Raw genomic sequence first — 13,594 nt, 5'->3', positions numbered from 1 at the left:
GGCATCCACTGGGTGAAGAGGATCGAAGGGCAACCCCATCGGCCCACCTCCGGCGGACCTCAGGAGTCGGCATGAGCGAAACCACAGGTCACGAGTCGTATTCCTTCGCCTGCATGCGCTGCGGCAGCGGCTGGGAGCAGTCCTACGAGATAGAGCACCACACGGACGCCGAGGGCCGGCCGTTCGTGACGTACGTCGCCGAGGGCCGCGTCGTGCCCTCGCCGCTCTCCCGGCCCACCTGCCACAACTGCGACGGGCACACCGTCCGCATCATGCGGCCCGGCCGGGTCGCCTCCGCCCGCGAGGCGGCACACCGCCCGCACGCCGTGCCGCACGCCACCCCGGCCGAGGCGCCGACGGCCGGCGACGCCCAGCGGCACTGGCACGTCTCCGACCTGCTGCACGCCCTGCACCTGTACCGCAAGGCGAGCTAGGCCGCGCCCAGCCGCGCGTTTGTAGGATCGGGGCATGCCTTCGAACGCCCCGGCCGACAAGAACGCGGCACCCCCGCCGCCCGAGCCCCTGCGCGTGCCGGTCGCCGACTCGCACACCCACCTCGACATGCAGTCCGGCACGGTCGAGGAGGGCCTCGCCAAGGCCGCGTCCGTGGGCGTGACCACGGTCGTGCAGGTCGGCTGCGACCTCCCGGGCTCGCGCTGGGCGGCCGAGACGGCGGCGGCGTACGACAGCGTCCACGCCGCCGTCGCCCTCCACCCCAACGAGGCCCCCCGCATCGTGCACGGCGACACCGGGGCAGGCCGGTCGCGGGAGCCGGGCGGGGACACGGCACTGGACGAGGCGCTCGCCGAGATCGACAGGCTCGCCGCGCTGCCCCAGGTCAAGGGCGTCGGCGAGACCGGACTCGACTACTTCCGCACCGGCGACGACGGCAGGGAGGCGCAGGAGCGGTCCTTCCGCGCGCACATCGAGATCGCCAAGCGGCACGGCAAGACACTGGTCATCCACGACCGCGACGCCCACGCCGACGTGCTGCGCGTCCTGAAGGAGGAGGGCGCCCCCGAGCGCACCGTCTTCCACTGCTACTCCGGCGACGCGGCGATGGCGGAGATCTGCGCCGAGGCCGGGTACTTCATGTCCTTCGCCGGCAACGTCACCTTCAAGAACGCCCAGAACCTGCGCGACGCCCTCGCCGTCGCCCCGCTGGAACTGGTCCTGGTCGAGACCGACGCGCCGTTCCTGACACCGATGCCCTACCGCGGGCGGCCGGGCGCGCCCTACCTGATCCCGGTCACCGTCCGCGCCATGGCCGCCGTACGCGGCCTCGACGAGGACACCCTCGCGACGGCCCTCGCCGCCAACACCGCACGCGCCTTCGACTACTGAACGCACAGGACGCGCACCTTCCGTAGTCGCGTCGCTTTGGAGAGTGACGACCGCTCCGCTAGGTTCTGGGCCCGAGCCGGACCCCACCGGCCCCCGGGGCCCCAGGAGCGTGTCGGCGTGAGCACCGAGCAGCAGGAGCAGCAGGAGCGGTACGAGACGGACAGCCGCGCCGCGCGTCGCCGTCGGGCCCGCGGCGCCGAACGGCGGGACGGCCGCGTACGCCGCCTGCTGCCCCGCGCGCTGGTCGTGGCGTTCCTCGCCGGCGGCACCACCGCCTTCGTCGCCGAGGACAAGGCCGTCGAGCTGACCGTCGACGGCACCCCCCGCACCCTGCACACCTTCGCCGACGACGTCGCCGAACTCCTCACCGAGCAGGGCGTCGAGGCCGGCCCGCACGACGTCGTCACCGCCGACCCCGACGCCCCGCTCACCGACGGCGACGAGATCGCCGTCCGCTACGGCCGCCCCGTCCTGCTCACCCTCGACGGACAGCAGCGCCGGATCTGGACCACCGCCGAGACCGTGGAGGGCGCGCTGCGCCGGCTCGGCGTACGGGCCGAGGGCGCCCACCTCTCCGCACCGCCCGCGCGGCGCATCGGCCGCGAGGGGATCACGCTGGACGTACGCACCGAGCGGGTCGTGACGGTCATGGCGGACGGCCGGGCCCGCACCGTCCGCACCAACGCGGCGACGGTCCGCGAGGCCGTCGCCGAGGCCGGCGTCACCCTGCACGGCCCCGACACCACCTCCGTCGCGCCCGGCAGCTTCCCGCGCGACGGCCAGACCGTCACCGTGCTGCGGATCAAGGGCGCCACGGAGATCCGCGAGGAACCGATCCCCTACGGCGAGCGCCGCGTCGAGGACGCCTCGCTGTACCGGGGCACCGTCACCGTCCAGCAGCCGGGCCGCCCGGGACTGCGCCGCACCTCCTACGCCCTGCGCACCGTCAACGGGGTCGCCGAACGGCCCCGCCGGACCGCCACCGAGGTGGTGCGCGAGCCGCGCGAGCAGATCGTGCGGATCGGCGTCCTGCCGCGCCCCGCCTCCGTCGCGGGCACCGGGCACCTCGACTGGCCGTCGCTGGCCGCCTGCGAGTCCGGCGGCCGCCCGGACGCGGTGGACGCCTCGGGGACGTACGGCGGGCTCTACCAGTTCGACACCGGCACCTGGCAGGCGCTCGGCGGCCAGGGCCGGCCCCAGGACGCCCCCGCCGCCGAACAGACCTACCGGGCCAAGAAGCTCTACGTCCGCAGCGGCACCGGAGCCTGGCCGCACTGCGGAACGCGGCTGCGGGGGTGAGGGGCGGTGGGGCGAGTCCGGTGGGGGGCGAGGGGCGGTGGGGGCGAGGGGCGGCGTCTGCCCCGGCTACCCTTGCGGGGTGAGCAGCCCCACCCCGCCCGACGCCCTCCTGGGCCCCGCCGACATCCGTGAACTGGCGGCCGCCCTCGGCGTACGCCCCACCAAGCAGCGCGGCCAGAACTTCGTCATCGACGCCAACACCGTCCGCCGCATCGTGCGCACCGCCGAGGTCCGCCCCGAGGACGTGGTGGTCGAGGTGGGCCCGGGTCTCGGCTCGCTCACCCTGGCCCTGCTGGAGACCGCCGACCGGGTCACCGCCGTCGAGATCGACGACGTACTCGCCGCGGCCCTGCCCGCCACGGTCGCCGCGCGGATGCCCGAGCGGGCCGACCGGTTCGCGCTCGTGCACTCCGACGCGATGGCCGTCACCGAACTGCCGGGGCCCGACCCGACGGCCCTCGTCGCCAACCTGCCGTACAACGTGGCCGTCCCCGTCCTCCTCCACATGCTCGCCGCCTTCCCGAGCATCGAGCGCACCCTGGTCATGGTCCAGGCGGAGGTCGCCGACCGGCTCGCCGCCGGACCGGGCTCCCGGGTCTACGGCGTCCCCTCGGTCAAGGCCGCCTGGTACGCCGAGGTCAAGCGGGCCGGCTCCATCGGCCGCAACGTCTTCTGGCCCGCGCCGAACGTCGACAGCGGACTGGTGTCGCTGGTGCGCCGCGCCGAGCCGCTGAAGACGTCCGCGTCCAGGGCGGAGGTCTTCGCCGTCGTCGACGCGGCCTTCGCCCAGCGCCGCAAGACGCTGCGCGCCGCGCTCGCCGGCTGGGCCGGGTCCGCGTCCGCCGCGGAGGCCGCGCTGGTCGCGGCGGGTGTGTCGCCGCAGGCCCGCGGGGAGTCCCTGACCGTGGACGAGTTCGCCCGCATCGCCGAGCACAAGCAGTGATCGTCGACACGAGCACGCTCAGTGAGCACGAGCACGAGTAGTGAACACCCAGCGCAAGTGACCACCGCCCAGTAGCAGCGACGGAAGGTACGAGTACGTGAGTGTGACGGTCCGTGTCCCCGCCAAGGTCAACGTCCAGCTCGGGGTGGGCCCGGCCCGCCCCGACGGCTTCCACGACCTGGCCAACGTCTTCCTCGCCGTGGGGCTGTACGACGAGATCACCGTGACCCCCGCCGACGCGCTCCGCGTCACCTGCGACGGGCCCGGCGCCGACCAGGTGCCGCTGGACCGCACCAACCTCGCCGCCCGCGCCGCCCTCGCCCTCGCCGAGCGGTACGGCCGGGAACCCGACGTCCACATCCACATCGACAAGGACATCCCGGTCGCCGGCGGCATGGCGGGCGGCAGCGCCGACGGCGCGGGCGCGCTGCTCGCCTGCGACGCGCTGTGGGGCACGGGCGCCTCCCGCGACGAGCTGCTCGCGATCTGCGCCGAGCTGGGCAGCGACGTGCCGTTCAGCCTGGTCGGCGGGGCGGCGCTCGGCACCGGGCGCGGCGAGAAGCTGACCGGGCTGGCGGTCGGCGCCACCTTCCACTGGGTGTTCGCGATGGCCGGGCGGGGGCTGTCGACGCCGGCGGTCTTCCGTGAGTTCGACCGGCTGGCGGAGGGCGCGGACGTTCCCGACCCGGTCGCCTCGCAGGACCTCCTCGACGCGCTGGCCGCCGGGGACGCCGGCGCGCTCGCCGTCGCCGTCTCCAACGATCTCCAGCCCGCCGCGCTCTCCCTCCACCCCGAGCTGGCCGACACCCTCGCGGCCGGCCGGGCGGCGGGCGCGCTGGCCGCCCTCGTCTCCGGCTCGGGCCCGACGACGGCGTTCCTCGCCGGGGACGCGGACGAGGCGGCGGTCATCGCCGGGGTGCTGCGGGCCTCCGGCACCTGCGCTTCGGTCCGGGTCGCGGAGGCACCGGCGGCCGGGGCGACGGTGGTGTGAGGGGGCGGAGGCGGCCGCCGGGTGACGGTGGTGCGAGGGCGCGGGGGCGTGCCGGGTCCCGGAGGGCCTACGCTTGAAGGCTGATCGATCCCCCGGGGCAGGAGAGTAATGGCCGTCAACCTGGTCAATGTCGAGAACGTCAGCAAGGTGTTCGGCACCCGTGCCCTCCTGGACGGCGTCTCCCTCGGCGTGTCCGAAGGGGACCGCATCGGCGTCGTCGGCCGCAACGGCGACGGCAAGACCACGCTGATCCGGATGCTCGCCAAGCTGGAGGAGGCCGACACCGGGCGGGTCACCCACTCCGGCGGGCTGCGGCTCGGCGTGCTCACCCAGCACGACTCCCTCGACCCCGCCGCCACTGTCCGGCACGAGGTCATCGGTGACCTCGCCGACCACGAGTGGGCGGGCAACGCGAAGATCAGGGACGTACTGACCGGGCTGTTCGGCGGGCTGGACATGCCGGGCTTCCCGCAGGGACTCGACACCGTCATCGGGCCGCTGTCGGGCGGTGAGCGGCGGCGGATCGCGCTGGCCAAGCTCCTCATCGAGGAGCAGGACCTGCTCGTCCTCGACGAGCCCACCAACCACCTCGACGTCGAGGGCATCTCCTGGCTCGCCCGGCACCTGCGCGAGCGCCGCTCGGCGCTCGTGTGCGTCACCCACGACCGGTGGTTCCTCGACCAGGTCTGCACCCGCATGTGGGACGTGCAGCGCGGTGACGTCTACGAGTACGAGGGCGGCTACTCGGACTACGTCTTCGCGCGGGCCGAGCGGGAGCGGATCGCCGCGACCGAGGAGACCAAGCGGCAGAACCTCGTCCGCAAGGAGCTGGCCTGGCTGCGGCGCGGGGCGCCCGCCCGGACCTCCAAGCCGCGGTTCCGGGTCGAGGCGGCCAACGAGCTGATCAAGGACGTGCCGCCGCCGCGGGACAGCAGCGAGCTGATGAAGTTCGCGTCCTCGCGGCTGGGCAAGACCGTCTTCGACCTGGAGGACGTGACCGTGCAGGCCGGGCCCAAGGTGCTGCTGAAGCACCTGACCTGGCAGCTCGGGCCCGGTGACCGGATCGGTCTCGTGGGTGTGAACGGCGCGGGCAAGACCTCGCTGCTGCGGGCGCTCGCGGAGGCCGCCCGCAGCGACGGGGAGGTGCAGCCGGCCGGGGGACAGGTCAAGGTCGGCAGGACGGTGAAGCTCGCGTACCTGTCGCAGGAGGTCGCCGAGCTGGACCCGTCGATGCGGGTGCTGGAGGCCGTGCAGCAGGTGCGGGAGCGGGTCGATCTCGGCAAGGGCCGGGAGATGACCGCCGGGCAGCTCTGCGAGACGTTCGGCTTCGGCAAGGAGAAGCAGTGGACGCCGGTCGGGGACCTGTCCGGCGGTGAGCGGCGGCGGCTGCAGTTGCTGCGGCTGCTGATGGACGAGCCGAACGTGCTCTTCCTGGACGAGCCGACCAACGACCTCGACATCGAGACGCTGACGCAGCTGGAGGACGTCCTCGACGGGTGGCCCGGGTCGATGGTCGTCATCTCCCACGACCGGTTCTTCGTCGAGCGGACCACCGACCGGGTGTTCGCGCTGCTCGGGGACGGGGCGATGCGGATGCTGCCGCGGGGCATCGACGAGTACCTGGAGCGGCGGGCGCGGATGGAGGAGGCGGCGGCCTCGGTGTCTCCCGTGGTGGCTCCCGCGGGTGCCGGCACGGAGAAGAGCGCCGCCGACCAGCGTGTCGCGAAGAAGGAACTCCAGAAGATCGAGCGGCAGTTGGACAAGGTCTCCGAGCGGGAGGCGAAGCTGCACGCGCGGATCGCCGAGAACGCCACGGACTTCGCCAAGGTGGCCGAACTCGACGCCGAGCTGCGGGAGTTGTCCGGGCAGCGGGACGAACTGGAGATGCGCTGGCTGGAGTTGGCCGAGGGCGCGTGAGGCGGGTCGGTGGTCCGACCCGGTCGTAATGCGAGGAATTTCGGTGATCCGGGGCAGTTCTCACCGGTAGGGGCAGCGCAACCTCGAACAAGCGTGTAGCTTCCGGGGGCAGGTCGGGGGACTGGTCGGGGGACCACGGGTGGGGACTGGGGGGTTGGCAGTGGGAGTGCGGCTGATGGTGGTCGACGACCACCGATTGCTCGCCGAGGCGCTGGCTTCGGCGCTGAAGCTGCGGGGGCACCGGGTGCTCGCCGCGGCCGCTCCCGCCGCGGGGGCGGCGGAACTGGTGATCAGCCGGGCGCCGGAGGTGTGCCTGATGGGTACGGCCACGCCGGCCGAGCCGGGGATCTTCGACCCGGTGGTGCGGATCAAGCGGGACCGGCCGCAGGTGGCGGTGGTGGTGCTGGGGCCGGTGCCGAGTCCGCGCGGGATCGCGGCGGCGTTCGCGTCGGGGGCGTCGGGGTACGTCCGGCACGACGAGCGGATAGAGGGTGTCGAGCGGGCGATCATGAAGGCTCGGGCGGGGGAGGCGGCGGTGGCGCCCACGTTGCTCCAGGGGGCGTTCGCCGAGTTGCTGAACCCGGCGGCGCAGCCGGACGACGAGGGTCAGCGGCTGTTGCAGATGCTGACGCCCCGGGAGCTTGAGGTGCTGGTGCGGGTCGCGGACGGGGAGGACACGCGGCTGATCGCGGCGGGGATGGGGATCGCGCCCTCGACGGCGCGGACCCATGTGCAGCGGGTGCTGATGAAGCTGGGAGTGGGGTCGCGGCTGGAGGCGGCGGCGCTGGCCGCCCGGACGGGGCTGCTGGACCGGGCGGGGGCCGCGGGGGGCTGAGCGGGTGCCTGCGGCGCATGCGCGGGTGGGGTGGGGTGCGCGTAGCGCCGTCGGTGGGGTCCTGGGTCGGGGCCGGGGCGGGGGTGTCCGTCCTCGGAACGGCGCGCGGCTGTTTCTCACAGAGGTTTCCCGGTGTCCGGGCGCGCCGTCCGCTGCGGGCGGACACCCCCACCCCGTCCCCTTCCGCCGTACGCGACTGACACGTACGGCAGCGCGAGCTACTCCTCGTCGGTGACCGGTGGGGCCGTCGGCCGCAGTTTCAGCCAGGCCAGGAAGAACAGGCCCAGCACCAGCATCCCCAGACCGGTCCACAGGTTGATGTTCACGCCCTGCGCCTTGTCGATGTCCGCGTCGGACGCCGTCAGCCCCGCGATCGTGACGATCACGCCGTAGAGGGTGAACAGGCCGCCGATGATGCGCCGGATGTCGAACAGCCGGGCCGCCGTCGTCGACTTGGTCTCCAGCTCGGAGACCTCCTCGTGCACGCCCTTCTCAGATTCAGACATGGTCTCTCAGATCCTCCGTGGTCAGAACGAGAACGGGATGTAGCAGGCGGCGGCCAGCACGACCGCGCCCCAGCCGAGCAGCGCCGGCTTCCGGTACCACGCGTCGTCGCCCTCGGCGGGCTCCTCGGTCATGCCGGGCGAGCGGGTGCCGTAGACCAGGCCCGCGAGTTCGGCCGCCGGCTTGGGGGCCGTGAAGAGGGAGACCGCGACCATCACGAACGCGCCCGCCACGAAGCCGACGATCGCCGAGACGAAGTTCGCTCCCTGGTCGGAGGGGATGTCGATGACGCCCTGCTTGTAGATCCAGAAGTAGTTGACCATCGCGGCGACCGTGCCCGCGAGCAGGCCCCAGAAGCCGGACTTGACCGACGCCCGCTTCCAGAACATGCCGATGATGAAGACCACGAACATCGGGACGTTGAAGAAGGAGAACAGCGTCTGGAGGTACGCCATGATGTTGGAGAAGGACTGGGCCAGGAAGGCCGTGCCGATCGAGGCCAGTACGCCGATGACCGTGATCAGGCGGCCGAACTTCAGGTAGTACTCGTCCGGTTCACCCTTCTTCACGTATTTTGCCCAAATGTCTGTGGTGAAGACCGTGTTGAACGAGGAGACGTTGGCCGCCATGCCGGCCATGAACGCCGCCAGCAGGCCCGTGACCGCGATGCCGAGGACGCCGTTGGGCAGGAACTGCTCCATCAGGTACGGGATCGCGTCGTTGTACTGGAGGTCGGAGCCGGGGGTGCCGATCTTGGGGACCAGGGCGGCGGCGACCAGGCCGGGGATCATGACGAGGAAGACGATGAAGATCTTCGGGAACGCGGCGATGAGGGGGGTGCGCTTGGCGGCGGAGAGGTTCTTCGCCGAGAGCGCGCGCTGCACCTCCGCGAAGTTCGTCGTCCAGTAGCCGAAGCCCAGGACGAAGCCCAGGCCGAGGACGATCGTCAGCCAGTTCGCGCCCAGCGGGTTGTCGCTGCCGATGCCGGTGCCGCCCCAGGACGTCATGAAGTCGCCGCCGTGCTGGGCGGAGAGGTTGTCGGAGAGGCCGTCCCAGCCGCCGACCTTCTTCAGGCCCAGGATCGTGATCGGGATGAGCGCCGCCAGGATCACGAAGAACTGGAGGACCTCGTTGTAGATCGCGGAGGAGAGGCCGCCGAGGGTGATGTAGGCGAGGACGAACGCGCCGGCGACGACGATCGAGACCCAGAGGGGCCAGCCGAGGAGGGCCTCCACGACGATCGCCAGGGCGTAGAGGTTCACGCCGGCGATCAGGATCGCCGCGACCGCGAACAGGATCGAGCTGAGGAGGTGGGCCGATCGGTCGAAGCGGAGGAGGAGGAACTCCGGGACCGAGCGGACCTTGCTGCCGTAGTAGAACGGCATCATCACCAGGCCCAGGAAGACCATCGCCGGGATGGCGCCGATCCAGTACCAGTGGGTGGTGTAGACGCCGTACTGGGCGCTGTTGGCGGCCATGCCCAGGATCTCGGTGGCGCCGAGGTTGGCGGCGACGAAGGCGAGACCGGTGACCCATGCGGGGAGTGAGCGACCGGAGAGGAAGAAGTCGAGGCTGGTCCTGACGGAGCGGCGGGCGGCGAGGCCGATGCCGAGGACGACCGCGAAGTAGATCGCCAGGATCGCGTAGTCGAGCCAGTTGGTGGGGAGCCGGAGCTCCGCCGCCAGGTATGTGGGGGTTTGCATGCGTACTCGCTTCGTTGCGTGAACTGATCCGAGCGGAATCTATGCCTCCGTGTTCAGAAACTGAACACTCGCGGTGGGGTTCTTTGATTGATTGTGATGATCGACGGTGGTGTCGGGTTGTGACGTGTTATGTTTGATTGTGTTGGGTGATTGGGTGCGGGCGTACGCAGAGGGAGTCCTGCAGTGAAGAAGACCTCGACCCGGCTGGCCGACGGTCGCGAGCTGATCTACTACGACCTGCGCGACGACGTCGTGCGCGACGCGGTGGACCGGCGTCCGCTGGAGCGGACCGTGACGTCGAGCGAGATCCGCCGGGACCCGCTGCTCGGGGACTCCGTCGCCGTCGCCTCGCACCGGCAGGGGCGTACCTACCACCCGCCCGCCGACCAGTGCCCCCTGTGCCCGACGCAGGGCGAGCGGCTGAGCGAGATCCCGGACTCGTCGTACGACGTGGTCGTCTTCGAGAACCGTTTCCCCTCGTTGGCCGGTGACTCCGGGCGGTGCGAGGTCGTCTGCTTCACCTCCGACCACAACGCCGCCTTCGCCGACCTGAGCGAGGAGCAGGCGCGGCTGGTCCTGGAGGCGTGGACGGACCGGACGTCGGAGCTGTCTCATCTGCCTTCCGTGGAACAGGTCTTCTGCTTCGAGAACCGCGGCGCCGAGATCGGCGTGACGCTGGGTCACCCGCACGGGCAGATCTACGCCTACCCCTTCACCACCCCCCGCACCGCCCTGATGCTCCGCTCCCTCGCGGCCCACAAGGAGGCCACCGGCGGGGAGAACCTCTTCGACGCGGTGGTGGAGAAGGAGCTGACCGGCGAGCGGGTCGTCCTTGAGGGGGAGCATTGGGTTGCTTTTGTGCCCTACGCCGCCCACTGGCCCTACGAGGTGCACCTGTATCCGAAGCGGCGGGTGCCTGATCTGCTGGGGCTCGACGAGGGCGCGCGCACAGAGTTTCCCAAGGTGTATCTGGAATTGTTGCGGCGGTTCGACCGGATTTTCGGGGAGGGTGAGCCTCCTACGCCCTACATCGCCGCCTGGCACCAGGCGCCGTTCGGGCAGCTGGAGGAGTTCGAGGGCGTCAGCCGCGACGACTTCGCGCTGCACCTGGAGCTTTTCACCATTCGCCGTACGTCCGGCAAGCTGAAGTTCCTCGCGGGCTCCGAGTCCGGCATGAACGTCTTCATCAACGACGTGCCGCCGGAGCGCGCGGCCGAGCGACTCCGAGAGGTAGCCAGTTCATGAGTGGGAAGTACCTGGTCACGGGTGGGGCGGGATATGTCGGCTCCGTCGTCGCACAGCATCTGATCGAGGCCGGGCACCAGGTCGTCGTCCTCGACAACCTTTCCACGGGCTTCAGGGAGGGCGTGCCCGCCGGGGCCTCGTTCGTGGAGGGCGACATCCGCGACGCCGGGAAGTGGCTGGACTCCTCTTTCGACGGTGTGCTGCACTTCGCCGCCTTCTCGCAGGTCGGCGAGTCCGTGGTGAAGCCCGAGAAGTACTGGGAGAACAACGTCGGGGGCACCATGGCGCTCCTCGGCGCCATGCGGGAGGCGGGGGTGCGGAAGCTCGTCTTCTCGTCGACCGCCGCCACCTACGGGGAGCCCACCCAGGTGCCGATCGTCGAGTCGGCGCCGACCGCCCCCACCAACCCCTACGGCGCCTCCAAGCTCGCCGTCGACCACATGATCAGCGGAGAGGCCGCCGCCCACGGGCTGGGGGCCGTCTCGCTGCGGTACTTCAACGTGGCGGGGGCGTACGGCGCGTACGGGGAGCGGCACGATCCCGAGTCGCATCTGATCCCGCTGGTGCTCCAGGTCGCCCAGGGGCGGCGGGACGCCATCTCCGTCTTCGGTGACGACTACCCGACCGAGGACGGCACCTGCGTACGCGACTACATCCACGTCGCCGACCTCGCCGAGGCGCATCTGCTGGCCGTCGGTGCCGCCACCCCCGGCGAGCACCTGATCTGCAACCTCGGCAACGGCAACGGGTTCTCGGTGCGGCAGGTCATCGAGACGGTGCGCCAGGTCACCGGGCATCCGATCCCCGAGGTCGTGGCCCCGCGGCGGGGCGGCGACCCGGCGGTGCTGGTCGCCTCCGCCGACGCGGCGCGCGAGAAGCTGGGCTGGAACCCCTCCCGGGCCGACCTCGCCGGAATCGTCGCGGACGCCTGGGAGTTCGCGCAGCAGCGCGCCAACTGAGCATGAACGGGAAAGGGCAGGGTCAGGGATGAGCACCGACACGTCCGCGGTCGCGGAGCGCTTCACACAGCTGTACGGGAGCGAGCCGGAGGGAGTGTGGGCGGCGCCCGGCCGGGTCAACCTGATCGGCGAGCACACCGACTACAACGACGGCTTCGTCATGCCGTTCGCGCTGCCGCACAAGGCGGTCGCCGCCGTGTCGCCCCGCACCGACGGGCTGCTGCGGCTGCACTCCGACGACGTCGACGCCGGCGTCACGGAGCTGCGGGTGGCCGACCTGACGCCCGAGAGCGACCGCGGCTGGACGGCGTACCCGTCGGGTGTCGTGTGGGCGCTGCGCGAGGCCGGGCACGAGATCACCGGCGCCGACATCCACCTGGCGTCGACGGTCCCGGCGGGCGCCGGCCTGTCCTCGTCGGCGGCCCTGGAGGTCGTCGTCGCCCTCGCCCTGAACGACCTGTTCGGGCTCGGGCTGCGCGGCTGGCAGCTGGCGCGCCTGTGCCAGCGCGCGGAGAACGTCTACGTGGGTGCCCCCGTCGGCATCATGGACCAGACCGCGTCGGCCTGCTGCGAGGAGGGGCACGCCCTCTTCCTCGACACCCGGGACCTCGCCCAGCGGCAGATCCCCTTCGACCTGGCGGCCGAGGGGCTGCGGCTCCTCGTCGTCGACACCCAGGTCAAGCACTCGCACAGCGAGGGCGAGTACGGCAAGCGCCGCGCCGGCTGCGAGCGGGGCGCCGCCCTGCTCGGCGTGGACGCCCTGCGGGACATCGCCTACGAGGATCTCGACGCGTCCCTGGCGCGGATCGACGACGAGGAGATCCGGCGCCTGGTCCGGCACGTCGTCACCGAGGACGAACGGGTCGAGCGGGTCGTGACGCTGCTGGAGGAGGGCGACCCCCGGGCGATCGGGCCGGTGCTCTACGCGGGGCACGCCTCGCTCCGCGACGACTTCAAGGTCTCCTGCCCCGAGCTGGACCTCGTCGTCGAGACCGCCTCGGACAACGACGCGCTCGGCGCCCGGATGACCGGCGGCGGCTTCGGCGGCTCGGCGATCGTCCTGGTCGAGGCCGAGGACGTGGAGCCGGTGACCAAGGCGGTGGAGGCCGCGTTCGCCGCGGCCGGGTTCACCGCCCCGCGCACCTTCGAGGCGGTTCCCTCGGCGGGGGCGCGGCGGCTGCGCTGACGGGGCGGTCGTCTTCAGGACAATTGTTTGATCAAGGTGTACTCCGTGATCCCCGGCGGATAGTCGGGGATCACGCACACCACCTCGTACCCGTGGCGCCGGTAGAACCCCGGCGCCTGGAAGTCCCACGTCTCCACCCGGCCCGCCCGGCAGCCCCGGGCGCGGGCCGCGATGTCCTCCGCCTCGGTCAGCAGGCGCGAGCCGAGACCCCGGCCCCGGTGGCGGCCGTCCACCCACAGGTACGTGACGTGCAGCCACGCCGCCCAGGTGTGCCCGACGAGGCCGCCGGCCAGCTCGCCGCGCTCGTCCATGACCCAGACGTGCAGCGGGTCTTCGCGATCGTGAGCGGTTCCGCGCAGTGAGCGCAGAACGGGCGAGGCCGCCGTGTTCGTCTCCCGCAGACGACTGTGCAGGATGCCGCGCCGGGCCTTGTCGACTTCTGTCTCAAGACGGAACATGCGGCACACCATAAACGTGCCGGACCGCCAGTTCTGCAAATAACCTTCCGCTCCCGGCCCTCGCCCGTACCCTGATGAACAGCACCGGTGGGGGCCGGTGCCGATCAGGGGGCGAGACAGTCGGGTACGACGCCCGGGGCGGGGCAGTCATCTCTGCGCGGCGGCGGTCGCGCGGCGGTGACGGCCGGTTCCGGGCCATGGCGTCGGACG

At 71.8% G+C, this 13,594-nt stretch carries 13 protein-coding genes; 10 read left to right on the top strand and 3 right to left on the bottom strand.

The genetic code is table 11. The annotated features are described in order from the left end of the window. Positions 1-71: 71 nt before the first annotated feature. The 7 genes from UW392_RS36145 (at position 72) to UW392_RS36115 (ending at position 7,329) form a co-directional block, all read left to right on the top strand. Positions 72-434 carry a hypothetical protein gene (locus UW392_RS36145; protein WP_320779440.1) on the top strand — a complete coding sequence of 121 codons (363 nt, stop codon included), beginning with the start codon at positions 72-74 and terminating at the stop codon, positions 432-434. Positions 435-468: 34 nt separating this feature from the next. Continuing rightward, positions 469-1,344 carry a TatD family hydrolase gene (locus tag UW392_RS36140; RefSeq protein WP_320779439.1) on the top strand — a complete coding sequence of 292 codons (876 nt, stop codon included), beginning with the start codon at positions 469-471 and terminating at the stop codon, positions 1,342-1,344. Positions 1,345-1,380: 36 nt separating this feature from the next. After that, the gene (locus tag UW392_RS36135) at positions 1,381-2,643 is read left to right on the top strand and encodes a ubiquitin-like domain-containing protein (protein ID WP_414496813.1); all 1,263 of its coding nucleotides are present in this window, start codon (positions 1,381-1,383) and stop codon (positions 2,641-2,643) included. 79 nt (positions 2,644-2,722) lie between these two features. Beyond that, complete coding sequence (rsmA, locus tag UW392_RS36130) at positions 2,723-3,586, top strand: 16S rRNA (adenine(1518)-N(6)/adenine(1519)-N(6))-dimethyltransferase RsmA (RefSeq protein WP_320779437.1); 864 nt, start codon at positions 2,723-2,725, stop codon at positions 3,584-3,586. A gap of 97 nt (positions 3,587-3,683) precedes the next feature. Then, a complete protein-coding gene (locus UW392_RS36125; RefSeq protein WP_320779436.1) occupies positions 3,684-4,577 on the top strand; it encodes a 4-(cytidine 5'-diphospho)-2-C-methyl-D-erythritol kinase in 894 nt (297 codons plus the stop codon). Between the two features lie 108 nt (positions 4,578-4,685). Beyond that, positions 4,686-6,494, top strand: a complete 1,809-nt coding sequence (locus UW392_RS36120; protein WP_320779435.1) for an ABC-F family ATP-binding cassette domain-containing protein — start codon at positions 4,686-4,688, stop codon at positions 6,492-6,494. Between the two features lie 160 nt (positions 6,495-6,654). Next, positions 6,655-7,329, top strand: coding sequence for a helix-turn-helix transcriptional regulator (locus UW392_RS36115; protein WP_320779462.1), 675 nt, complete (start codon positions 6,655-6,657; stop codon positions 7,327-7,329). A gap of 218 nt (positions 7,330-7,547) precedes the next feature. Here UW392_RS36115 and UW392_RS36110 read toward each other — a convergent pair whose 3' ends face one another. Next, on the bottom strand, positions 7,548-7,835 hold the full coding sequence (locus UW392_RS36110; RefSeq protein ID WP_320779434.1) for a hypothetical protein: 288 nt from the start codon (positions 7,833-7,835) through the stop codon (positions 7,548-7,550). Positions 7,836-7,856: 21 nt separating this feature from the next. Further along, positions 7,857-9,536: a sodium:solute symporter family protein gene (locus UW392_RS36105; protein WP_320779433.1), complete on the bottom strand. Its 1,680-nt coding sequence runs from the start codon at positions 9,534-9,536 to the stop codon at positions 7,857-7,859. 183 nt (positions 9,537-9,719) lie between these two features. On the opposite strand from UW392_RS36105, the gene galT reads away from it, so the two are divergent. From galT to galK, 3 genes are read left to right on the top strand one after another with little or no spacing between them, the layout of a single operon-like run. Next, entirely contained in the window at positions 9,720-10,781 is a 1,062-nt protein-coding gene (gene galT / locus UW392_RS36100; protein WP_320779432.1) for a galactose-1-phosphate uridylyltransferase, read from the top strand. Beyond that, on the top strand, positions 10,778-11,740 hold the full coding sequence (galE, locus tag UW392_RS36095; protein ID WP_320779431.1) for a UDP-glucose 4-epimerase GalE: 963 nt from the start codon (positions 10,778-10,780) through the stop codon (positions 11,738-11,740). The genes galT and galE overlap by 4 nt, the downstream gene beginning before the upstream one ends. 28 nt (positions 11,741-11,768) lie before the next feature. Beyond that, entirely contained in the window at positions 11,769-12,926 is a 1,158-nt protein-coding gene (gene galK, locus UW392_RS36090) for a galactokinase (protein ID WP_320779430.1), read from the top strand. A gap of 14 nt (positions 12,927-12,940) precedes the next feature. Here galK and UW392_RS36085 read toward each other — a convergent pair whose 3' ends face one another. Continuing rightward, positions 12,941-13,396, bottom strand: a complete 456-nt coding sequence (locus tag UW392_RS36085; RefSeq protein WP_320779429.1) for a GNAT family N-acetyltransferase — start codon at positions 13,394-13,396, stop codon at positions 12,941-12,943. Between the last annotated feature and the right edge of the window lie 198 nt (positions 13,397-13,594).

The organism is Streptomyces sp. CRN 30 (assembly GCF_034105845.1).
Note: the sequence above shows the minus strand (reverse complement) of the source record. Positions and strands in the feature narration are given on the sequence as shown.

Bases quoted from the DNA above. Each gene is read 5' to 3' on its own strand.
- UW392_RS36120 (WP_320779435.1), top strand. From the start codon at position 4,686: ATGGCCGTCAACCTGGTCAATGTCGAGAACGTCAGCAAGGTGTTCGGC.
- galE (WP_320779431.1), top strand. From the start codon at position 10,778: ATGAGTGGGAAGTACCTGGTCACGGGTGGGGCGGGATATGTCGGCTCC.
- UW392_RS36105 (WP_320779433.1), bottom strand. From the start codon at position 9,536: ATGCAAACCCCCACATACCTGGCGGCGGAGCTCCGGCTCCCCACCAAC.
- UW392_RS36145 (WP_320779440.1), top strand. From the start codon at position 72: ATGAGCGAAACCACAGGTCACGAGTCGTATTCCTTCGCCTGCATGCGC.
- UW392_RS36140 (WP_320779439.1), top strand. From the start codon at position 469: ATGCCTTCGAACGCCCCGGCCGACAAGAACGCGGCACCCCCGCCGCCC.
- galK (WP_320779430.1), top strand. From the start codon at position 11,769: ATGAGCACCGACACGTCCGCGGTCGCGGAGCGCTTCACACAGCTGTAC.
- UW392_RS36085 (WP_320779429.1), bottom strand. From the start codon at position 13,396: ATGGTGTGCCGCATGTTCCGTCTTGAGACAGAAGTCGACAAGGCCCGG.
- UW392_RS36110 (WP_320779434.1), bottom strand. From the start codon at position 7,835: ATGTCTGAATCTGAGAAGGGCGTGCACGAGGAGGTCTCCGAGCTGGAG.